17 protein-coding genes are annotated in these 20,499 nt (G+C 66.3%); 10 read left to right on the top strand and 7 right to left on the bottom strand.

From position 1 onward, the window contains the following. The first annotated feature begins 347 nt into the window (after positions 1–347). A complete protein-coding gene (locus tag PKKP23_RS21015) occupies positions 348–3,218 on the top strand; it encodes an ATP-dependent Clp protease ATP-binding subunit (RefSeq protein ID WP_126878274.1) in 2,871 nt (956 codons plus the stop codon). A 72-nt stretch (positions 3,219–3,290) separates the two neighbouring features. On the opposite strand, the gene PKKP23_RS21010 is transcribed toward PKKP23_RS21015, so the two are convergent. Next, on the bottom strand, positions 3,291–4,004 hold the full coding sequence (locus tag PKKP23_RS21010) for a FadR/GntR family transcriptional regulator (protein WP_126878273.1): 714 nt from the start codon (positions 4,002–4,004) through the stop codon (positions 3,291–3,293). A gap of 327 nt (positions 4,005–4,331) precedes the next feature. Here PKKP23_RS21010 and PKKP23_RS21005 point away from each other — a divergent pair, with 327 nt between their 5' ends. From PKKP23_RS21005 to PKKP23_RS20985, 5 genes are all read left to right on the top strand, one after another. Further along, entirely contained in the window at positions 4,332–5,882 is a 1,551-nt protein-coding gene (locus PKKP23_RS21005) for a sugar ABC transporter ATP-binding protein (RefSeq protein ID WP_126878272.1), read from the top strand. Then, positions 5,875–6,906 carry an ABC transporter permease gene (locus tag PKKP23_RS21000; RefSeq protein WP_017775800.1) on the top strand — a complete coding sequence of 344 codons (1,032 nt, stop codon included), beginning with the start codon at positions 5,875–5,877 and terminating at the stop codon, positions 6,904–6,906. Before PKKP23_RS21005 ends, PKKP23_RS21000 begins: the two co-directional genes overlap by 8 nt. 57 nt (positions 6,907–6,963) lie before the next feature. Further along, complete coding sequence (locus PKKP23_RS20995) at positions 6,964–7,911, top strand: ABC transporter substrate-binding protein (RefSeq protein ID WP_017775801.1); 948 nt, start codon at positions 6,964–6,966, stop codon at positions 7,909–7,911. Between the two features lie 108 nt (positions 7,912–8,019). Then, on the top strand, positions 8,020–9,030 hold the full coding sequence (locus PKKP23_RS20990) for a zinc-binding alcohol dehydrogenase family protein (protein ID WP_126878271.1): 1,011 nt from the start codon (positions 8,020–8,022) through the stop codon (positions 9,028–9,030). A gap of 88 nt (positions 9,031–9,118) precedes the next feature. Beyond that, positions 9,119–10,252, top strand: a complete 1,134-nt coding sequence (locus PKKP23_RS20985) for a mannitol dehydrogenase family protein (protein WP_126878309.1) — start codon at positions 9,119–9,121, stop codon at positions 10,250–10,252. A gap of 40 nt (positions 10,253–10,292) precedes the next feature. Here PKKP23_RS20985 and PKKP23_RS20980 read toward each other — a convergent pair whose 3' ends face one another. Continuing rightward, positions 10,293–10,553, bottom strand: a complete 261-nt coding sequence (locus tag PKKP23_RS20980) for a hypothetical protein (RefSeq protein WP_126878270.1) — start codon at positions 10,551–10,553, stop codon at positions 10,293–10,295. A 718-nt stretch (positions 10,554–11,271) separates the two neighbouring features. On the opposite strand from PKKP23_RS20980, the gene PKKP23_RS20975 reads away from it, so the two are divergent. Further along, the gene (locus tag PKKP23_RS20975; protein WP_126878269.1) at positions 11,272–12,294 is read left to right on the top strand and encodes a methyl-accepting chemotaxis protein; all 1,023 of its coding nucleotides are present in this window, start codon (positions 11,272–11,274) and stop codon (positions 12,292–12,294) included. Between the two features lie 86 nt (positions 12,295–12,380). Here PKKP23_RS20975 and PKKP23_RS20970 read toward each other — a convergent pair whose 3' ends face one another. Continuing rightward, a complete protein-coding gene (locus PKKP23_RS20970) occupies positions 12,381–12,842 on the bottom strand; it encodes a hypothetical protein (RefSeq protein WP_017775807.1) in 462 nt (153 codons plus the stop codon). 436 nt (positions 12,843–13,278) lie between these two features. On the opposite strand from PKKP23_RS20970, the gene PKKP23_RS20965 reads away from it, so the two are divergent. Both PKKP23_RS20965 and PKKP23_RS20960 read left to right on the top strand, forming a co-directional pair. Further along, positions 13,279–13,737: a hypothetical protein gene (locus PKKP23_RS20965; protein WP_126878268.1), complete on the top strand. Its 459-nt coding sequence runs from the start codon at positions 13,279–13,281 to the stop codon at positions 13,735–13,737. An 88-nt stretch (positions 13,738–13,825) separates the two neighbouring features. Beyond that, positions 13,826–15,481, top strand: a complete 1,656-nt coding sequence (locus PKKP23_RS20960; protein ID WP_126878267.1) for a multicopper oxidase family protein — start codon at positions 13,826–13,828, stop codon at positions 15,479–15,481. Positions 15,482–15,650: 169 nt separating this feature from the next. Here PKKP23_RS20960 and PKKP23_RS20955 read toward each other — a convergent pair whose 3' ends face one another. From PKKP23_RS20955 to PKKP23_RS20945, 3 genes are all read right to left on the bottom strand, one after another. Further along, positions 15,651–15,878 carry a hypothetical protein gene (locus PKKP23_RS20955; RefSeq protein ID WP_233411611.1) on the bottom strand — a complete coding sequence of 76 codons (228 nt, stop codon included), beginning with the start codon at positions 15,876–15,878 and terminating at the stop codon, positions 15,651–15,653. 140 nt (positions 15,879–16,018) lie between these two features. Continuing rightward, a complete protein-coding gene (locus tag PKKP23_RS20950; protein ID WP_240659080.1) occupies positions 16,019–17,821 on the bottom strand; it encodes a SulP family inorganic anion transporter in 1,803 nt (600 codons plus the stop codon). A gap of 184 nt (positions 17,822–18,005) precedes the next feature. After that, a complete protein-coding gene (locus PKKP23_RS20945) occupies positions 18,006–18,362 on the bottom strand; it encodes a carboxymuconolactone decarboxylase family protein (RefSeq protein WP_126878266.1) in 357 nt (118 codons plus the stop codon). Between the two features lie 219 nt (positions 18,363–18,581). Here PKKP23_RS20945 and PKKP23_RS20940 point away from each other — a divergent pair, with 219 nt between their 5' ends. Further along, positions 18,582–19,550: a GlxA family transcriptional regulator gene (locus tag PKKP23_RS20940; RefSeq protein ID WP_126878265.1), complete on the top strand. Its 969-nt coding sequence runs from the start codon at positions 18,582–18,584 to the stop codon at positions 19,548–19,550. On the opposite strand, the gene PKKP23_RS20935 is transcribed toward PKKP23_RS20940, so the two are convergent. Further along, on the bottom strand, positions 19,526–20,482 hold the full coding sequence (locus tag PKKP23_RS20935; protein WP_026121666.1) for a LysR family transcriptional regulator: 957 nt from the start codon (positions 20,480–20,482) through the stop codon (positions 19,526–19,528). The genes PKKP23_RS20940 and PKKP23_RS20935 overlap by 25 nt on opposite strands. Positions 20,483–20,499 lie beyond the last annotated feature (17 nt).

Below are 20,499 nucleotides of genomic sequence, written 5' to 3'. Positions count from 1 at the left end.
TTTCGTCGCCTTTAGTGGCCTTCAGTAGCCCTTCGCGGCTTTCCCTGACGCTCCCTCGCTTTCTCTGACGGATACCCGTCACCAGGCCTGGGGAACGCGGTCATTTCGGACTATCGTGGAAGAGTCAGCCTGCGTGTCGGTCCGGCTCATCGTCAAGCTATCGCGCCAGCCCGCCCGCAGGCCGCGCCCGAGAAACACAGCGCCGCGCGTCTTTGCGTTCTGCCCTTGATTTCTCCGCCACCGCGCGCACCTTGCAGAAAGCGCACAGGTGCGCGGTTTGCGCGTCCTGTGTTTTGCGGTCAATGGCTGCGCCGGCCCGGCGCGCCGTCACACAACGGGAACCCGATATGGCACGACAGACCTGTGAAATCTGCGGCGCGCGGCCCGCCGCCGTTCGCGTCGCAATCATCCAGAACGGCTACCGCCGTTTCCTCGACGTCTGCGACTACCACTACGCGCAACTCACGCGCCATCAGCGCACGCTTTCGCCGCTCGAATCGCTGTTCCTCGGCGCCATGGCCGACAACGGCGGTCAACCCGCGGGCTACGGCCAGCCGCAACCGGACACGCCCGCGGGCGTCGCGACCGGCGTGCCGCCCGAGGAAGGCCCCGGCCTCGAACGCTACTTCAGCGAAACCGCGCGCGAGTTGCTGCAGCGCGCCGCGGAGCGCGCGGTGCAGTGGGGCCGCCGGCAGATCGAGTCCGACCATCTGCTGTACGAACTCGCAGGCAACGACGTGGCGGCCGGCATTCTGGCGCGGCTCGGCGTGGACCCGAACCAACTGCGTGCGTACATCGATGCGAACGCGCCGAAGGGCGCGCCCAGCGACGTGCCCGAAAACGACGCGATTGCGGTCTCGCCGCGCGTGAAAAGCGCGCTGGACCGCGCCTTCCTCGCCTCGCGCCAGCTGGGCCAGGGCTTTGTCGGTCCGGAGCATCTGCTCGTGGGTCTTGCCGACGTGCCCGACAGCTTCGCGGGCAACGTGATGCGCAACTACGGCATTGACGCGCGCAAGCTGCTGGAACAGATGGTGCAGTCGGGCACGGTGCAGGCCGGGCGCGACCGCGCGGGTCCGCCCAGGGGACCGAGCACGCCGCATCTGGACCGCTATAGCCGCGACCTCACGGCACTCGCGCGCGAGGGCCGGCTCGACCCCGTGATCGGCCGCTCCAGCGAGATCGAAACGATGGTCGAAGTGCTCGCGCGGCGCCGCAAGAACAACCCGGTGCTGATCGGCGAGCCCGGCGTCGGCAAGACCGCCGTGGTGGAAGGGCTCGCGCAGCGCATCGTGGGCGGCGACGTGCCCGAGTCGCTGCGCGACAAGCGGCTCGTGGAGCTCAACGTGAACTCGCTCGTGGCGGGCTCGAAGTATCGCGGCGAATTCGAGGAACGCGTGAAGCAGGTGATCGATGAAATCACCGAGCACCGCGAGGCGCTCGTGGTGTTCGTCGACGAGATTCATACGATCGTAGGCGCGGGGCAGGGCGGCGGCGAAGGCGGGCTCGACGTCGCCAACGTCTTCAAGCCGGCCATGGCGCGCGGCGAACTGAACCTGGTCGGCGCCACCACGCTTTCCGAGTACCAGAAGTACATCGAGAAGGACGCCGCGCTCGAGCGGCGCTTCCAGCCCGTGTTCATCGCGGAGCCGAGCGTCGAGCAGACCATCACGATTCTGCGCGGCCTGCGCGACAAGCTGGAGGCGCATCACAAGGTGACGATCCAGGACTCGGCGCTGGTGTCCGCGGCCGAGCTGTCGAACCGCTACATCAGCGGCCGCTTCCTGCCCGACAAGGCCATCGACCTCATCGACCAGGCCGCGGCGCGCGTGCATCTGTCGGGCACTTCACGGCCCGCGCGCATTCTGGAACAGGAAGCACAGCTTGCTCAGCTGCGCCGCGACCAGGACTACGCGGCCTCGCGCAAGCAGTACGAAAAGGCCCACACGCTCGGCGAGGAGATCACCCAGGCCGAACGTGCGCTCGCCGAGGCGACGGACTCGTGGAAGCGCCAGATGGAGTCGAACACGTCGGACGTGCGCATCGAGCACATTGCCGAGATCGTCGCGAAGATCACCGGTATTCCGGTCACGAACCTCACCACCGAGGAGCGCGAGCGTCTGCTGCACATGGAAGAGCGGCTGCACGAACGCGTCATTGGCCAGCAACGCGCGATTGCCGCGGTGAGCGACGCGGTGCGCCGTTCGCGTGCGGGGCTGCACGACGTGCGGCGCCCCACGGCGGTGTTCCTGTTCCTCGGGCCCACGGGTGTGGGCAAGACGGAACTCGCGAAGGCGCTCGCGGAAGTCGTATTCGGCGACGAGAACGCCGTGGTGCGCATCGACATGAGCGAGTACATGGAGCGCCATTCGGTGGCGCGGCTGATCGGCGCGCCGCCGGGCTACGTGGGCTACGAGGAAGGCGGGCAGTTGACCGAACGCGTGCGGCGGCGGCCTTACTCGGTGATCCTGCTCGACGAGATCGAGAAGGCGCATCCGGACGTCTACAACGTGCTGCTCCAGGTGTTCGACGATGGCCGCCTCACCGACGGCAAGGGTCGCGTGGTGGACTTCAGCAACGCGCTCATCATCGCGACGAGCAACCTCGCGTCCGACGTGATCGCGGGTCAGCGCCAACGCGGCCCGGGCTTTCTGTCGGGCGGTGCGGCGTCCGTGGAAAGCGGCGTGATGGGCGAGTTGCGCCAGCACTTCCGGCCCGAGTTCCTGAACCGCATCGACGACATCATCATCTTCAATGCGCTCACGCAGGAGGAAATGCGCGCCATCACGACGTTGCAGCTCGACCAGGTGAAGCGCGTGGCGCGCTCGCAGAACGTGGAGATCGACTTCGACGAGAGCGTGGTGGACCGGCTCGCCACTCAGGGCTACCGGCCCGAGTACGGGGCGCGCGAACTGCGGCGTCTGGTGCGTCAGACCATCGAGAACGAACTGGCGAAGCGCATGCTGAGCGGCGACATTCGCGAAGGCGCGCACGTGCGATGTGCCATCGACGCGGCAACGGGCGAGGTAACGTTCGAGCCCGCGGCATCGGGCCCGGGTCGCGCGGACGGCGAGACGAAGGTGGCGAAAGAGGAGCCTTCGATCCCGCCGCTTCATGAGCGCAGTGCGGACGGCGCGGCGGGCGGACCCGCAGGCAGTGAAGCGCGACCGCCTTCGGCCGAGGGCAACTCGCAGCAGAGGGGTTCCGGGCCGCTGCACTGAGAAGGGACGCCCTCGCGTCACTTCACGTAGAACCGCAGAACGACGCGCGCGGCGGGGCAACCCGCCCGCGCGTCACTGCACGTCCTGCTTCAACGCGCCCGCCATCCACCGTTCTTCCGACGCCTTCAGGTGAGCGCGCATCGCGGTCTGCGCCGCGATGGGGTCGCCCGCCTGCAAGGCCTTCAGAATGTCTTCGTGCTCGCGCACGGCCACCGACCACGTCTGCGCGCTCTCGGCGTGCCCGCGCATGGCCGCGGCAATGGGGTCGTGCCGGCTGTCGAACAGTTCGCCCACGAAGCGCGCGAGCACCGAATTGCCGGTGGTCTCCGCAATGAGCATGTGGAATTGCCGGTCGGCATCCACCGGCGACTTGCCGGCCGCCGCCAGTTTTCGCATGCGTTCCACCACGCGGCGCAGGCGGTCCAGGGTCGCCGCCGTGAACTTGCCGGTGGCCAGCACGATCACGGTGCCCTCGATCGCGATGCGCGCCTGCATCAGCTCCGACGGGCTTTCGCCCAGCGCGGCGATGGCATGTTCGCCGCCTGCGCTGCCGCCGCCCGCCACGTCGCGAACGTACACGCCCGAGCCCATGCGAATCTCGACCTGACCGCCTATTTCCAGCGCGATCAGCGCCTCGCGCAGCGACGGACGCGATACGCCCAGCTGCTGCGCCAGCTCCCGCTCGGGCGGCAGACGTTCGCCCGGCGGAAATTCGCCCTGGCGGATCAATGCGAGGATCTGCGCAGCCACGGATTGGTAAAGCCGCTTGGGTTCTGTCTGTTTCATCGGAGGCTCGTTTCTGAGCGGTTTCACGCGCGAACGACCAGCGTCGCAAGCGGGGACGGAGTCTAGCATACGCGCCTCCTGCCCCATTCGGCGCGGGTTTGCGCGTTCCTCGGGGTTTTCACCAATGGTCAGGGCACTTATAAAAAAACGATATTGGCTTGACCAAACGGACGGCGGCGACACGAAATTCAGTTGAATTGATCGCAACCGGCCTGACCGGTGCCAACCCGGGCTGACGTAGAGATGGCGCGAGACTGCACGAAATTGCAGGAGCGGGCAGGTCCGCAGCCCGGGTTTTCGTCACACAGAACAACCATGGAGACGGGAATGGCAAGTCCCAGCGTCCAGCCGGCCGGCACGGCCGCGCCGGAGCAGTCGACGCTGCGCGAGATTCTGCGGCTGGAAGGCGTCGGCAAGCGCTTTCCGGGCGTGGTCGCGCTCGACGGCATCGACCTCGATCTGCGTTACGGCGAGGTGCATGCCATCTGCGGCGAAAACGGCGCAGGCAAATCGACGCTGATGAAGATCATCAGCGGACAGTACCGCGCGGACGAAGGCGCGATCCACTACAAGGATCAGCCGGTGCAGTTCCAGTCCACCACGCAGGCGCAGGCCGCGGGCATCGCCATCATTCACCAGGAGCTGAACCTCGTTCCGCACCTCTCGGTCGCGGAGAACCTCTACCTTGCGCGTGAGCCCAAGCGCGGCCCGTTCGTCGATTACCGCCGGCTGCACGAGAACGCGCGGCGCTGCCTTGTACGCATCGGACTCGACGTGTCGCCCACCACGCTCGTGGGCGCACTTTCCATCGCGCAGCAGCAGATGGTGGAGATTGCGAAGGCGCTGTCGCTCGACGCGCAGGTGCTCATCATGGACGAGCCCACGTCTTCGCTCACCGAGCAGGAGACGGTGCAACTCTTTCGCATCATCAAGGAACTGCGCGCCGCGGGCGTGGCGATTCTCTACATCTCGCACCGGCTCGACGAAATGGCCGAGATCGTGGATCGCGTCACCGTGCTGCGCGACGGACGCCACATTTCCACCCAGGACTTCGCCGCCACCACCGTCGATGAAATCGTCGCACGCATGGTGGGACGCCCGCTGCACGACGCGTATCCGCCGCGCCAGTCGGTGCCCACCGCCGAAATCCTGCTTGCCGTGAAAGACCTGCGGCGCGAGGGCGTGTTCGGCCCCGTGTCCTTCGAGTTGCGCCGCGGCGAGATTCTGGGCTTCGCCGGGCTGATGGGCGCGGGCCGCACCGAGGTGGCGCGCGCCATCTTCGGCGCCGACCACACGGATGGCGGCGCAGTGCTGCTCGCCGGCAAAGCGGTCACCATCCGCTCGCCGCGCGAAGCCATCAAACACGGCATTGCCTACCTCTCCGAAGACCGCAAGAAGGACGGCCTCGCGCTCGCCATGCCCGTATCGGCGAACGTGACGCTCGCCAACGTGCGGGCCATTTCGTCGCGCGCCGGCTTTCTGCGCTTCGACGAGGAAACGGCCGTGGCGGAACGCTACGTGCGCGAACTCGGCATTCGCACGCCGGGCGTCGGGCAGACCGCGCGCAATCTCTCGGGCGGCAACCAGCAGAAGGTCGTGGTGAGCAAGTGGCTGTACCGCGGCTCGAAGATCCTGTTCTTCGACGAACCCACGCGCGGCATCGACGTGGGTGCCAAGTACGCCATCTACGGGCTCATGGACCGGCTTGCCGCCGACGGCGTGGGCGTCGTGCTGATCAGCTCGGAGTTGCCCGAACTGATGGGCATGACCGACCGCATCGCCGTGTTCCACGAAGGCCGCATCACCGCGGTTCTCGAAACGAAACAGACTTCTCAGGAAGAAATCATGCACTACGCGTCGGGGCGCACTCATGCTTGAAATGACATCGGATCGAAGCGAAGCGGTCGACAAGGCCGCACGGCAGCGGCGCCGTGACCTGATTCAGAAGTTCGCCGCATTGGGCAGCCTCGTCGTGCTCGTGATCGCGTTCTCGCTCACGAGTGCGGCGTTCTTCTCGGTGGGCAACCTGATGACGGTCTCGCTGCAGGTGACCTCCATCGCCTACCTGGGCGTGGCTGCAACCTGCGTGATCATCACGGGCGGCATCGACCTTTCCGTCGGGTCGGTGCTGGCGCTCGCGGGCGTGGTCGCCGCGTTGCTCGTGAAGGCGGGCGCGCCCGTGCCGGTCGCGATGCTGGGCGGCGTGCTGGTGGGCGGGCTGTGCGGCTTCGTCAACGGACTGTGCGTGACGCGCATGGGCCTGCCGCCCTTCATCGCGACGCTCGGCATGATGCTCGTGGCACGCGGCGTCGCCTTGCAGATCACGGGCGCGCGGCCTGTCTCGGAACTGGGCGACGCGTTCGGCGCACTCGGCAACGGCGCGCTCTTCAAGATTTCGCACATCGGCGCCGATGGTTTTCCGGACACCACGTTCCCCGGCATTCCGTATCCCGTGGTGATCATGGTTGTGCTGTTCATCGCGGCGTCGATCTTGCTGTCGCGCACGGCGCTGGGCCGCCACATCTACGCGGCCGGGTCGAACGCCGAGGCCGCGCGGCTCTCGGGCGTCAACGTGCGCGGCGTGCAGCTTTTCACCTACGTGCTCTCGGGCCTGCTGGCGGGCGTCACGGGCTGCGTGCTGATGTCGCGGCTCGTCACCGGCCAGCCCAACGAAGGGGTGATGTACGAACTCGATGCGATTGCGAGCGCCGTGATCGGTGGCACATCGCTGATGGGCGGCGTGGGCACGATCTCGGGCACGGCCATTGGCGCGTTCGTGATCGGCGTGCTGCGCAACGGCCTGAACATGAACGGGGTATCGAGTTTCATCCAGCAGATCATCATCGGCGTCGTGATTCTGGGCACCGTGTGGATCGATCAGTTGAGAAGCAGGAAGCGGTAAGCCATCACAGGCGCAATTCCAACAACACGTCCCTAACCACGGGCATAGGAGCGAGACATGAAAAAGCTTTCCATCCTGGCCGCGGCCGCCACGCTGTGCGCCGCGTTCACCACTTACGCACAGGCTGCAGGCGGCGAGATCGCCGTGATTGTGAAGACCGCCAATTCGAACTACTGGCAGAACGTGCAGAAGGGCGCCACCGCCGCCATGGCGAATGCCAAGGGCTACACCATGACCTTCCAGGGTCCGGCCGCGGAATCCGACATCGCTGCCGAAGTGAACATGGTGGAGAACGCCGTGAACCGCCACGTGGCCGGCATCGTGCTCGCGCCGTCCGACCCGGACGCGCTCGTGCCCGCCATCAAGAAGGCCTGGGAAGCGCACATTCCGGTCGTGCTGATCGACTCGATGATCTCCGACGCGGGCAAGCAGTACTACCAGTCGTTCCTTTCGACGGACAACAACAAGGCCGGCGAACTCTGCGCGAAGGCGATGATCGCGAAGCTCGGACAGACGGGTAAGGTCGCGATCATGTCGTACGTGCCGGGCGCGGGCTCGGAAATCGGCCGCGTGGGCGGCTTCCGCAAGTACCTCGCGGCGCATTCGAAGCTGCAGATCGTGGGGCCGTTCTACTCGCAGTCGCAGATGGCCACGGCGCTGAACCAGACCACCGACGTGCTCTCCGCGAACCCTGACCTCAAGGGCATCTTCGGCGCCAACGAGCCCACGGCGATCGGCATGGGCCGCGCGCTCGCGCAGTCGGGCAAGGCCGGCAAGGTGGTGGCGATCGGCTTCGACGGCAACCAGGACCTGCAAGGCTTCGTGCGCGACGGCACCATCCAGGGCATCGCCGTGCAGAGCTCGTATCAGATGGGCTACAAGGGCATCCAGACGCTCGTCAACGTGATCGACCACAAGCCGGTCGAAAAGGTGGTGGACACCGGCGTCGTGATGGTCGACAAGCAGAACATCGACACGCCTGAGGCGAAGAACGTCCTCTATTGATTCCGCTTTGAAGCAGTCGTATTGAACCCGACCGGCCGCGCCCCGCTGTATGGCGCGGGAAGCGTTGCGCGTTGCCAGGCGCGGCCGGTCCACTGGAGAAGAAGTCACATGCTGAGCGTCATTTGCGAATCCCCGGGCGTGCTGCGTTCCGAGCAACGCGACACGCCGCTGCGCGGCGCGGGCGAGGTGTTGCTGCGCGTATCGCGCGTCGGCATCTGCGGCACCGACCTGCACATCTTCACGGGCAACCAGCCGTACCTTTCGTATCCGCGCGTGATGGGACACGAGCTGTCGGGCATCGTGGTAGAAGCCGAGCCGCAGACGAAGCTCGCCGCGGGTGACGCCGTGTACGTGATGCCGTATCTCTCCTGCGGGCAATGCGTGGCGTGCCGGCAGGGCAAGACGAATTGCTGCGTGAACATCAAGGTGCTGGGCGTGCATCGCGACGGCGCGCTGGCCGAATACCTGAGCGTGCCCGCGCAGTTCGTGCACAAGGCCGACGGCGTGACGCTCGACCAGGCCGCGATGCTGGAATTTCTCGCCATCGGTGCGCACGCCGTGTGCCGTGCCGACGTGCAGCCGAAAGAGCGCGTGCTCGTGGTGGGCGCGGGGCCTATCGGCATGGCCGCGATGATCTTTGCGGGGCTGCGCGGCGGCGAGGTGACCTGCCTCGATACGCGCGCCGACCGTCTCGCGTTCTGCGCGAGCCACCTCGACATCCAGGCCACCGTGCAGACCGGCGCGGGCGACGTGGAGGCACTCTCGAAGCGCACGAACGGCGAGTTCTTCGACGTGGTGTTCGACGCCACCGGCAACGTGAACGCGATGAACCGCGGCTTCGAGTTCATCGCGCACGGCGGCAAGTACGTGCTCATTTCCATCGTGCCGGGCCAGATCACGTTCTCCGATCCCGAGTTCCACAAGCGCGAGGCGACGCTGCTGGGCAGCCGCAACGCGACGGCGCAGGACTTCGAAACCGTGCTCGCGGCGATGCGCGAGGGCAAGATTCCGGACAAGGCGCTCAACACGCACCGCATGCGGCTTGCCGACGTGCCCGAGGAATTCCCGAAGCTGCTCGATCCGCAGCAGACGGTGGTGAAGGCGCTTGTCGAATGCTGAGCGCCGGGTATGGGTTGCCTGCCTTTCTTATTCTTGAACGTCGTCGTTACGCATGAGCGAACCCATTCGCGAACCTATTCGGGCACCCATCCGGTCGCCCATTCTTCAGTTCGGCACCAGCCGGTTCTTGCAGGCGCATGCTGCGTTGTTCGTTTCGGAGGCGCTCGCGCGCAATGAGGCGCTGGGCGGCATCGCCGTCGTGCAGACGACGAGTAACCCCGTGAGCCGGGCGCGCATTGCGGCGCTCGCGTCGGGCGAGGGCTACCCCGTGCGGATTCGCGGCATGGAAGCGGGCGCCGCCGTGGATCGCCTGGTGATGGGGCGTGCCATCCGCGAGGCGTGGATCGCCGACGATGACTGGCCCGCTATCCGCCGTGCGGCGATTGAAGACATGCGCGTGATCGTCTCGAACACGGGCGATACGGGCTATCGGCTCGACGAGCGCGACGCCGCTTCGCTACTCGCGCAGACCGACCACGTGCCGCGCAGTTTCCCCGCCAAGCTGCTCGTGCTGCTGCACGCTCGCTGGACCGAACGCGCCGAGGCGCCGGTGTCCCTCTTTCCCTGCGAGCTGGTGGCGAACAACGGCGACACGTTGCGCGACATCGTGATCGGCCTTGCGCGGCAATGGCGGGCGGACCCCGCGTTCGTATCCTGGCTCGCAACGCATTGCGTCTGGGCCAATTCGCTGGTGGACCGCATCGTTTCCGAGGCTATCGAACCGGTGGGCGCCGTGGCCGAGCCCTATGCGCTCTGGGCCATCGAACGGCAGCCCGGACTCGAGCTGCCGTGCACGCACCCCGCCATCGTGCTGACCGACGACCTGAACAGCTTCGAACAGCTAAAGCTGTTTTTCCTGAACCTGGGCCACACCTGGCTTGCCGGGCAGTGGCTCACGCAAGGCCGGCGCGCGGACGAAACTGTTTTCGAGGCCATGAACGACGAGGCCATGCGTGCTTCTGTGGAAGCCGTCTGGCAAGAGGAGGTCATGCCCGTGTTCGTGGCCATGGACCTCACCGAACGCGCCGAGGCGTACGTGGCCAGCGTGCGGGAACGGTTTCTGAATCCGTTTCTGCGGCATCGCCTTGCTGACATTGCGCAGAATCACGCGGAGAAGGTGAAGCGGAGGATGGCGCCGCTCGTGGCGTTGGCACAGGAACGCGGAGTGGGTGCCGCGCAAGCGCGATTGAAGGCGGTGATCGCGCGGCTAGAAAACGCTTGAACGGCAGTACCGCCTCCGGCTGGGTGGCGTCGCCTCGGGCTTACTGGACCACCGCAGCCGTATCCACGCGGTAGCAGGTGGGAATCGTGTTCTTCTTCGGGCGCTGATAGATCAGCTTGTAGCCGCCCGCCGACACGCGCGACTGCGGCGAACTGAACGTCACCACCTTGCCGAGGTCGCCGTCCGTGGTGCTCACCTGGCCGATGACGAGCGGCGCAACCACGGGATCGGTGCGCGCGGAGTCCGCGTCGATGACGCGGCGCTCGTGCGAGAGTGGCTGCACGTACCAGTCCGCCTTCATTCAGGCCGCCGGAATCACGAACGGACGGCACGCCTCGCCCGCGAAATGGCGGTCGATGATCATCCACGGGGCTTTGCCGGCGCTGCTCCGCCGTGGCGGGATCGTAGAGGCTGCCGCCCGGACCGTTTCCCAGATCGCTGAAGTGCTTGCCCCTCCCCATGATGACGGGCGAGACGATGTAGCCGTTCGCATAGGTTCGGTAATTCACTCCGATGAACGGGTGAAGGTTGGAGTGTCTGAAAATGGGGGCGTCTCGCTGATAAATAGCGGCAGGATCATAGCCGGTATCGTGACGTGGATGGTTTATAAAAAACTTTGAGAAAACGTCAGGGCGGATTATCGAAAAATGCGCCCGGATACAGTAAAAATCGCTGGCAGGATCAAATTCCATTGACCGCCGTGAAGTTATTCAACCCCACTGGAGACGGCCGAGCCGGATAGCCGGCAAAACGGTCGCCGCCAACTCCGCGAAACCTAACTGTGGCTGCCTTGCGGCCTTATCGGGGCCCCAGCGTTCGCCCTTCGAAAAGTCCTAAAGAATCCCTTTGCGATGCCGTTTATGAGTTGTTTCGCGCTGGAATCTTTACTTCGCAAAAAGAGATCGCCCAATAAAAGGGAATAAAAATGCGATCGCACAACAATGGCGCCGGGTTGCATTGATTTGGTGCGATCTGTCGCCCAGGAAGGGCGAATTTAAACCATAGGTCGAGGGGAAGTCATGGCGGATGCCAATGAGATTGTCGATTTGACGCGAGAAGTTCACCGTATTGCGAAGGGCAACGTATCGGATATCAACGACATCAATCGTGAAACCACGTTCCTCGCCATCAACGCGCTGATCGAATCGGCCCGTGCCGGCGACGCCGGGCGCGGTTTTGCCGTGGTCGCGAATCAGGTCAAGGTGGTGTCGCAACGCATCGGACAGTTGACCACCGAGCTGGGCCGCGAACTCACGGCCCTGGGCGACCGGATGATCACGCAGCTCGAGCAGCAGGAAGCGCAGCGTCTCACGGATCTCGCACTCAACATGATCGAGATCATCGACCGCAATCTCTACGAACGCTCCTGCGACGTGCGCTGGTGGGCCACCGATTCCGCGATCGTCGATTGTCTCGCGCACGACAGCCCCGAACACCGCGCGTTCGCCTCGGAACGTCTGGGCGTGATTCTCGACAGCTACACCGTGTACCTCGATCTGTGGGTGATCGACATGGCAGGCAACGTCGTCGCCACCGGCCGGCCCGGCCAGTTCGCGGCGGCAGGGCACGAGAACGTGGCGGACAAACCGTGGTTCAAGGCGGCGGCGAAGTCGGCGTCGGGCGCCGAGTACGCCGCTGCCGAACTCGAGTCGATGGAGGCGCTCGGCGGTGCCGCCGTGGCGACCTACGCCGCGGCCATCCGTGAAGGCGGCGCCAACAGGGGGCGTCCGCTCGGCGTGCTCGCGGTTTTTTTCAACTGGGCGCCGCAAGCCTCGACGGTGGTCAAGGGCGTGCGTCTGTCAGCCGAAGAGTGGACGCGTACGCGCTGCCTGCTCGTCGATGGGCGCAAGCGCGTCATCGCCAGTTCAGACGGCAAAGGCGTGCTGCAAGAAGTGCTGCCGCTCAAAGTGAGCGATCCGAAGGCCGGCGCGTACCGACCGGACGCGGACACATTGGTCGCCTACGCGCTCACGCCGGGCTATGAAACGTACGAGGGGATGGGGTGGTACGGCGTGATCGTGCGCAAGCGGGCGGGGCGGTGAGGTGAAGGGAAGTGAAGTGAAGGGAATTGCATGCACCATCCACGGTTTGAGCGGATGGATGGTGCATTTATCAGCGCGCCGGTTATCTAGATTTCCGCGGTAGCCGTGGCCGGCAAATGGGTACGCAAGATTTCCAGGCTTCGTTGCTGGTCGGCCCGCGACATTTCATAGAGCGATAACCGGGCTTTACGCACTTTGCTACGGGCATCGTCCGGCCGGGTATAGCGGATGACCAGGGTAAACCAGCCGCGTTTCAGGCTGATGATATTTTTGTAGTGAATGACCGATTTTTCGACTTGACAAAACTCGTCATAAAATCTGGCGCGAGTCATGAAAATCAGCCAAACGAGCATGATGGTAGGCAAAATAAAAATTTTCCAGAGATCGCTAAAATCCAGACCGGAAAACGGACCCGAGAAAAAGTACATGACCACTGGAAGTACGACGACCCAGAGTATGATCAGAGAGGGTATCGCAAACCGGTTTCCGCGTACGACAAATTGCGGCTCGATGATGGCCGGATTATCGGGTGAAGTGGGTTGTGTCATTGGTTTTCTCGTCAAAATGGATTGTGCGTGAAAATGACGGTGGGATGCCGTAAATCCCGTGAATTCCGTAAATCCCATAAATCGCTACGCAGCGGCGATGCCATCTTAGGCACCTGCCGCCCATAAATCAATCTCGAATCCGGGTTGACGGATTATGTTTATCTATTCTGCATATTTGAGAAAAACATAATCGGATTCTGGTCATTCCCTTCATTTCCTGCGCAGTCGCGCCCGGGAAATCACGCCAGGCGTCCGAAGCCACGGCGGCATCCGAACCTGAAACGCATCGCGCGCGGCCGAGCACAGCGACCCGCTGCCAGGTCAGCTCGTAACGTGTCAAAGCGTGTCAAAAGCGCGCCGCCGGCCACCATCCATGCCCGTTGAGCGATAATCCGGTGTTCGCCTTCTTGCTGCCTCAACTTCTTCGAAACGTCCAATGAACCGCTGGCGCGTGCTGTTGCTGATTCTGCTGCTGACCGGGGCAAGCCTGCTGCTTCGCCCTGCAGCGGCAGCGTGGGCGCGTGCGGCCATGCCCTGCGCGGCGCAGCAGTGCAGCGCGCCGGCCTTGTCTTCGTCAATGGCACACGACGAGGCCCACATGGCCGCGCCCGAGGCGCCGGTCGGGCGTCCTCATCACGCGCTCGCCGCCACGGTAATCGGTGATTCCGCCAGCGCGGCTCATGGCGGTTGCGGCGTGAGCGGCCATTGCCACGTGGCGGGCCAGTGCGGCGGGATGGCCGCCGCCTGTTGTACCGCGGCAGCGGCGCCCGGATTCCTGTTTTGCGCCGGCCTCACGAAAGTCGCGATGCTGCGCGCCTTGCCGCCCCGCTCCGACGCAGCCGCCCATTTCCTCACGGACGGTATCGAACGTCCGCCCCGGCTTTTCCTTGCCTGAGTGTCCCGGCCGTTGCTGACGGCCTGTCGCTTGTGGGCTGCCCGATCGTCGGGCTGCCCGGCCCATTCATGTCAAGGAAAGCATCATCATGAAGCGCTTCAACGACGCGCACGTTGCGTCTCTCCACACTCCCGGCTCCGCCAGCGAGCCCGACAAGACCACGAGCCGCCGACGGTTCGTGACCAGCGCACTGGCCGGCGCCGCCGCGCTCGCGCTTTACCCCGTGCGCCTGCCGCGCGCGTGGGCGGCCGAGGCCCCGGCGGCTGCCCCCACTTCTGCCGGAACGGCAGCGGCAAAGCAACTGGCCGTCGTACGCCGCACGATCGAGGTGAACGGTCGCGCCGCGAGCGTCTACGGCGTCGTGCAGCCGAACGGCGCGCAAGGCATCCGGTTGACTGCGGGCGACGCGTTCGACGTCGCGCTGCGCAATGAAACCAGCGACGCCACGCTGATCCACTGGCACGGCCTCACGCCGCCCTGGAACCAGGACGGCGTGCCCGACGCTCCCATGCCGCTGCTCGGGGCGCACGCTCAGCAGCGCTACCACTTCCCGGTGAACGCGCCCGGCACCTACTGGATGCACGCGCACACGTTGCAGGAGCAGCAACTCCTCGCGGCGCCGCTGATCGTGGCCGATCCGGCCGATGGCCGCCGCGACGAACAGGAAGTCGTCGTCATGCTGCACGACTTTTCGTTCAAGTCGCCCGAAGAACTGCTGGCAGGCCTGACGAAGGGCGGCCAGCACGGCGCCGCGCCGGATGCCCACGGGAGCCACGGCGCCATGAGCAGTCAAGGCGCCATGGGAAGCGCGCACGCGGCGGGCGACATGAACATGAGCGGTATGAAGATGCAGAAGCCTTCATCGGCCCACGACGCGATGGCCGGCATGGACATGAGCGGCATGAACGACAACACGCACGACATGAGCAGCATGGCCGGCAGCATGCCCATGGACCTCAACGACATCGACTACGACGCCTATCTCGCCAACGACCGCACGCTCGCGGACCCCGAAGTCGTGAAGGTGGAGCGGGGCGCACGGGTGCGCTTGCGCATCATCAACGGCGCGACGGCTACGGCGTTCACGGTGGACCTCGGCGGCCTCACCGGGTCGCTGATCGCCGTGGACGGTCAACCCGTGCAGCCCGTAACGGGCCGTCGGTTCCCGGTCAGCATGGGGCAGCGCATCGACGTTCGTCTGCAGTTGCCCGACGATGCACGCGCATTCCCGGTCCTCGCGCTGCGCGAAGGCGCAAGGGAGCGCACCGGCATCGTTCTGCAACCCGCCGGCGCTCCGGTGCGCAAGATTGCCTCCACGGGCGCTGCCGCAGGGCCCGTGCTCGACCTCGCGCTGGAATCCCGGTTGCGCGCCGCTTCGCCGCTTGCGCCACGGCGCCCGGCCCAAACCTTCCGGATGACGCTCATGGGCGACATGGCCGCTTACCGCTGGGCGCTCGCCACGCAGCCGCGCATCGAGGTGGACCGCGGCGAGCGCGTCGAAGTGACGATGCGCAACGCGAGCATGATGGCGCACCCGATGCATCTGCACGGCCACCACTTCCAGGTGGTCGCCATCGACGGCCATCGCGTCAATGGCGCGGTGCGCGACACGGTGCTGCTGCCGCCGGGACGCTCGGTGACGATTGCCGTCGATGCGAACAACCCCGGGCAATGGGCGTTTCACTGCCATCACCTGTACCACATGGCGGCGGGGATGATGACGACCTTCGCGTATCGCGCGTAGCCGCAGTAACGAACGCGGCCCCGGGCGAATCCATCAAGCCAGGGGCGGCGGCCACTTTCTTCCGCCCAAAACAAAGCCGGCCTCGCCAGGAGCAGTTCCTGGGAGGCCGGCGTACTGTCCGGTCAAGACGGCATCGACTTCGCTCGCCTTATCGGCGAGCCCGCCGTGCTCAGGCCGTAACGTTGATCATCGTGCCGATGGTCTGGCCGCTCGCGTTGACGACGGGCGGTTGCGTCTGCGGTTGGGCCTGCACCGCTTTGGCGCCGCTGTCGTCGGCATCGCCGTCGATATCCGGGCCCACTTCCTGTGCTTCGTTCCCCGTAGAAGCGTAGCGTGCCGACTGCTGGGTAGCCTGCATCGACATGGCGACCTGGTTGCCAATTGAAGAGATGGTCATTGCGCACCTGTTTTATGAATGGAAAATGACCAACCGCGCCGGAGCCACCTTCACTTCGATCACCACAACCGGACGGCCCACGCGCGAGTGGCCGCCTGCATCTTACGCGCCCGCTGCTGAAGGGAGCCTTAAGGACGCACTTAAGGACGCGCGCGCCGCGCCGCCTGCTGCCCCGCGCCGGCCTTTGTCCTCGTCTGCTCACCATGCCGCCGCCGCGCCGCGAGGCAGTGTTCCACCGCCTCGCTCACGGTCGCGAAGAACGGCGTGCGGCTGCCGAACCGTCCAAACATGCCGTAGGCGCGCAGCCAGTCCTTGACCGGATCCTTCATCTCGGCAAAGCCGAGCCGGATGCCCTCGGCTTCCAGTTCGTCGCGCAGGGCGTCGAGCACGTCGGCGGCGGTCACGTCGATGTCGGTAATCGGCTCGGCGGCCACGATCGCCCATTCCACCCGGGTCGGCGAATCGGCAATGGCGCGGCGCAGATGGTCCGCGAAGATGTTCGCGTTGGCGAAGAAAAGCGGCGCGTCCCAGCGGAACAGCACGAGCCCGGGCAGTTGCTGTGCCTCGGGATGACGGCTCACGTCGTGATAGCCGCGCATGCCGGTGACGCGGCCCAGCACGGCGTCGTAGGGGTGCCACGCGCGCCACACGAACGAGAGCAGCGCGAGTCCCACCGACAGAAAAATGCCCTGAATCACGCCGAGCAGCACGACGCCCGCGAAGCACAGCATCGACACCGCGAACTCGCTGCGCCGGGTACGAAAAAGCCGCGCCACGTTGCGGATTTCGACAATGCCCACCGACGCGCAGATCACGATGGCCGCCAGCGCCGAGTACGGCACGTGGGCCAGCAGCGCGGGCGCGGCGAGCAGCAGCGCGGCCATGCAGGCGGCGGCCACGAGCCCCGTGACCTGCGTCTGCGCGCCGGCCGCCTGCGCCACCGGCGTGCGCGACGAACTGCTGCTCACCGGGCATCCCTGGAACAGCCCGGCCAGCAGGTTCGCCGCGCCCAGCGCGATCAGTTCCTGGTTGCGGTCGGCCTCGGTGTCCGTGCGCGGTGCAAACGCGCGCGACAACACGCTGATGTCGGCAAACGAAACGAGCGCGATGGCAATCGCGCCGCCTGCGAGTCCGCCGATCTCGGCGAATGTCAGCGTTGGCCATTGCGGCCGGCCCCCGCCGGACGGCAGCGCCCCGATCACGGCGAGCGGCACCTGGCGTTGGTCGTGCAGCCACCAGCCGGCAAGTGCGGCCACCGCGCAGACCACCAGCATGCCCGGCAGCGACGGCGCGACCCGCCGCAACACCATGATCGCGACGATGCACGACACGCCGATAGCCGCCGCGGCCACGTTGGCCTCACCGTCGGCCACGCCATGCGCCACGTGCAGCAGCGAGCCGGCGAAGGTGTGGCTGCTGCCGTCGAGCCCGAGCAGCCGCGGCAACTGGCTTGCCGCGAGCGTCACGGCAATGCCGTTCAGATAGCCATAGCGGATAGGCTGGGAGAGCAGGTCGGAGACGAAGCCGAAGCGCAGCAGGCCGAACAGCACGCAGACGGCGCCGGCCATGATGGCCAGCATGGCGGCCAGCGCCACGGTGTGGCCGGCGTCGCCGTGCGCGAGCGGCAGCACGGTAGCGGCAATGAGCGCGGCGAGGGCGGAATCGGGGCCGAGCACGAGGATGCGGCTCGGGCCGAACACGGCGTAGCCCACGAGCGCGGCGATCGTGGCATAGAGCCCGGCCATGACGGGCAGGCCCGAGGCCTCCGCATAGCTCATGCCGACCGGAATCAGCACGGCGGTCAGCGCGAGGCCGGCGAAGAGGTCCTTGGCGAACCACGCGCGCTGGTAGCCGCGCAGCATCGCGACGCCCGGCACCCAGCGATCGAGACGCGACACACCACGTGCGGCGCCGGAGGGCAAGGGCGGTTCGGGACTGGACATGGTGAGCTGGGGGGGGCGGATGGTGTGATGGAGCGACTGGATGAGACGTCGGGGATATCCCCACATTAGTTCACTCGCGCCCCGACCGCGGTTTGACGTGGGTCATCCGTGGCGGGGTGCGCGTGCATTGCACGCCAGCGGGGCACTCGGGGGCACTCGTCCGGAAACTCGCCGCGCCGCTCGCTCAAGCCTCGGTCGCCGAGAACTCCTGGAACGCCTTCAGCGCGTGCGCGGCGTACATCATCGACGGACCGCCGCCCATGTACACCGCGGTGCCCAGCACGTCGTCCAGTTCCGCGCGCGTGATGCCGAGCTTCACCAGCGTTTGCACGTGAAAGCCGATGCAGTCGTCGCACCGGCCGGCAATCGCGATGCCGAGCGCGATGAGTTCGCGCGTCTTCCTCGTCAAGGCGCCGTCTTTCGTGCCCGCCGCCGCAAGCTGGCTGAAGGCGGTCATGAGTTCGGGCTGGGTCTCGCGCATGGCGCGCATCTGGCCGGAAACCGCGGTGACTGTGTCCTTGAAGCTGGGGATGCTGCTCATGCTGGTCTCGCTGTTGAATCGACGGGGCTTTAACGATACGAAGGTTCGTGCCGACATCGTTTGATCTGCTGCAATAGACGGTTGAGCGCCTTCACCGGCGCGCTGGCGCCGACGGCCCCGTGTGCGAACCGTCCCCGGCGCATGACCGGAATAGCGTCTATGATCACGTTTTCAGCCACGTATTTGCGCGACCGCACACGGCGCACACGGAGCACTCGCATGCATCGCATCGGCTATCTGTTGTCGGACGGGTTTCAGATCATGGCGCTCGCCACCCAGGCGGTGTTCGAGTACGCCAACGACACCGCGGGCAGCCCCTTCTACACCATGGCGCACTACTCGGCCGAGGGCGGCGAGGTGCGTTCGTCGGTCGGGCTCGCGGTCGGCACGCGGGCCGCGGGGCCGCGCACGCAGGCGGACACGTGGATCGTGGCGGGCGTGAGCGACCCGCTCGCCGTGCCCGCAGAGCCCGCCGCGCTCGCCTTCATCCGCAAGGCCGCAGGCCGCGCGCGCCGCGTCGCGGCCATCTGCACGGGCGGTTTCGTGCTGGCGCAAGCCGGCCTGCTCGACGGACGCCGCGCCACCACGCACTGGGCCTTCGCCCGCGAGATGCAGAAGCGCTTTCCCGGCATCCGCGTGGAAGAAGACCGCATCTTCATCATCGACGGCCCGCTCTGGACGTCGGCCGGCATGACGGCGGGGCTCGACCTCGCTCTCGGCATGGTCGAGAAAGATCTGGGCGCGGACGTGGCGCGCACGGTCGCGCACAAGCTCGTCATGCATCAGCGGCGCGCGGGCGGCCAGTCCCAGCATTCGGAGATGCTCGATCTCGCGCCGAAGTCCGACCGCATCCAGAACGCGCTCAATTACGCGCGCAAGAACCTGACGCGTCCGCTCACGGTGGAAGAGCTGGCCGCGGCGGCGCATCTGAGCGCGCGCCAATTCAGCCGCGTGTTCACGATGGAGACGGGGCAGTCGCCCGCGAAAGCCGTGGAAGGGCTGCGGCTGGAAGCGGCCCGGCTCATGATCGAGCAGAGCCGGCATTCGCTCGACGTCATCGCGAAGGAGACCGGCTTTCGCGACCGGCGCCACCTGCGCGAGGCGTTCGTACGCGGCTTCGGCGTGCCGCCGCAGGCGGTGCGGCGCGAAGTGCGCAGCGGGGCTCACGCCACCGCCACCTCCGCGTAGGCCTCGCGGCTTGCCACCCGCAACGCTTCCACCATCACCTCCGCCGCCGGCGAGAGTAGCCGGTCGGCCCGCGTGATGATGCCGAAGTCGTCCATCTGGCAATTCATCTGCAGCGGCAGGATCTCCACCATGCCGTGGCCCGCGTAGTAGCGGCCCACGTCTTCGGCGATCACCGCGATCATGTCGCTCTGTTCCAGCACCCGCGTAATGAAGAGCAGGGCCGAGGTCTCCACCACGTTCGACGGCGGCGCGAGGCTCGCGCGCTGGAACATCATGTCGAAGCGGTGGCGCAGCACGCTGCCCGCGGGCGGCACGACCCAGGCGAAGCGCTCCACGTCGGGCAGTGCGGCCGGCGCGCGGGCCAGCATGGGGTGGCCGGGCCGCACCACGGCGCAGATCGGCTCGCCGGCGAGCGGCTCGTAGCGCAGTTGCAGCGCGTCGTGGTCGGCGGAAAGACGCCCGAGCACCACGTCGAGCTTGTCCTGCGCGAGCCGCTCCAGCAGCACGTTGCTCGCTTCGATTTCCACGGAAACACGCATGTTCGCGTGCGTGCGCTTGACCGCTGCCACGGCCGCGGGCAACACGCGCACGCTGGGCGAGGTGATGGCGCCCACGGCCACGTGGCCGAGCCGCCCGGCCTTCAGCGCCGTCAGTTCCTCCTGAGCCTGGTCGAGGCTCTCCAGCACGGCGCGGGCATGGCGGATCAACGCGTCGCCGTAGAGCGTGGGCCGCATGCCGCGCGGCATGCGCTCGAACAGCACCGCGCCCAGCAGTTCCTCCAGTTCGCGCAGCACCTTCGAAGCGGCCGGCTGCGTCATGTTCAGCGTGGCCGCCGCGCGATGGATGTTGCCGGTTTCCGCCAACGCCACGACCAGCAGCAACTGGCGTGTTCTGAGGCGAGTTCGGACGTAGGAAGGGCTCGTTTCCAGCATGGCGTAGGTATTTACAC

It is taken from the genome of Paraburkholderia kururiensis JCM 10599 = LMG 19447 (assembly GCF_003986935.1).
Classification (GTDB): Bacteria; Pseudomonadota; Gammaproteobacteria; order Burkholderiales; family Burkholderiaceae; genus Paraburkholderia; species Paraburkholderia kururiensis.
Note: the sequence above shows the minus strand (reverse complement) of the source record. Positions and strands in the feature narration are given on the sequence as shown.

Bases quoted from the DNA above. Each gene is read 5' to 3' on its own strand.
- PKKP23_RS21015 (WP_126878274.1), top strand. From the start codon at position 348: ATGGCACGACAGACCTGTGAAATCTGCGGCGCGCGGCCCGCCGCCGTT.
- PKKP23_RS21010 (WP_126878273.1), bottom strand. From the start codon at position 4,004: ATGAAACAGACAGAACCCAAGCGGCTTTACCAATCCGTGGCTGCGCAG.
- PKKP23_RS21005 (WP_126878272.1), top strand. From the start codon at position 4,332: ATGGCAAGTCCCAGCGTCCAGCCGGCCGGCACGGCCGCGCCGGAGCAG.
- PKKP23_RS21000 (WP_017775800.1), top strand. From the start codon at position 5,875: ATGCTTGAAATGACATCGGATCGAAGCGAAGCGGTCGACAAGGCCGCA.
- PKKP23_RS20995 (WP_017775801.1), top strand. From the start codon at position 6,964: ATGAAAAAGCTTTCCATCCTGGCCGCGGCCGCCACGCTGTGCGCCGCG.
- PKKP23_RS20990 (WP_126878271.1), top strand. From the start codon at position 8,020: ATGCTGAGCGTCATTTGCGAATCCCCGGGCGTGCTGCGTTCCGAGCAA.
- PKKP23_RS20980 (WP_126878270.1), bottom strand. From the start codon at position 10,553: ATGAAGGCGGACTGGTACGTGCAGCCACTCTCGCACGAGCGCCGCGTC.
- PKKP23_RS20975 (WP_126878269.1), top strand. From the start codon at position 11,272: ATGGCGGATGCCAATGAGATTGTCGATTTGACGCGAGAAGTTCACCGT.
- PKKP23_RS20970 (WP_017775807.1), bottom strand. From the start codon at position 12,842: ATGACACAACCCACTTCACCCGATAATCCGGCCATCATCGAGCCGCAA.
- PKKP23_RS20965 (WP_126878268.1), top strand. From the start codon at position 13,279: ATGAACCGCTGGCGCGTGCTGTTGCTGATTCTGCTGCTGACCGGGGCA.
- PKKP23_RS20960 (WP_126878267.1), top strand. From the start codon at position 13,826: ATGAAGCGCTTCAACGACGCGCACGTTGCGTCTCTCCACACTCCCGGC.
- PKKP23_RS20955 (WP_233411611.1), bottom strand. From the start codon at position 15,878: ATGACCATCTCTTCAATTGGCAACCAGGTCGCCATGTCGATGCAGGCT.
- PKKP23_RS20950 (WP_240659080.1), bottom strand. From the start codon at position 17,821: ATGTCCAGTCCCGAACCGCCCTTGCCCTCCGGCGCCGCACGTGGTGTG.
- PKKP23_RS20945 (WP_126878266.1), bottom strand. From the start codon at position 18,362: ATGAGCAGCATCCCCAGCTTCAAGGACACAGTCACCGCGGTTTCCGGC.
- PKKP23_RS20940 (WP_126878265.1), top strand. From the start codon at position 18,582: ATGCATCGCATCGGCTATCTGTTGTCGGACGGGTTTCAGATCATGGCG.
- PKKP23_RS20935 (WP_026121666.1), bottom strand. From the start codon at position 20,482: ATGCTGGAAACGAGCCCTTCCTACGTCCGAACTCGCCTCAGAACACGC.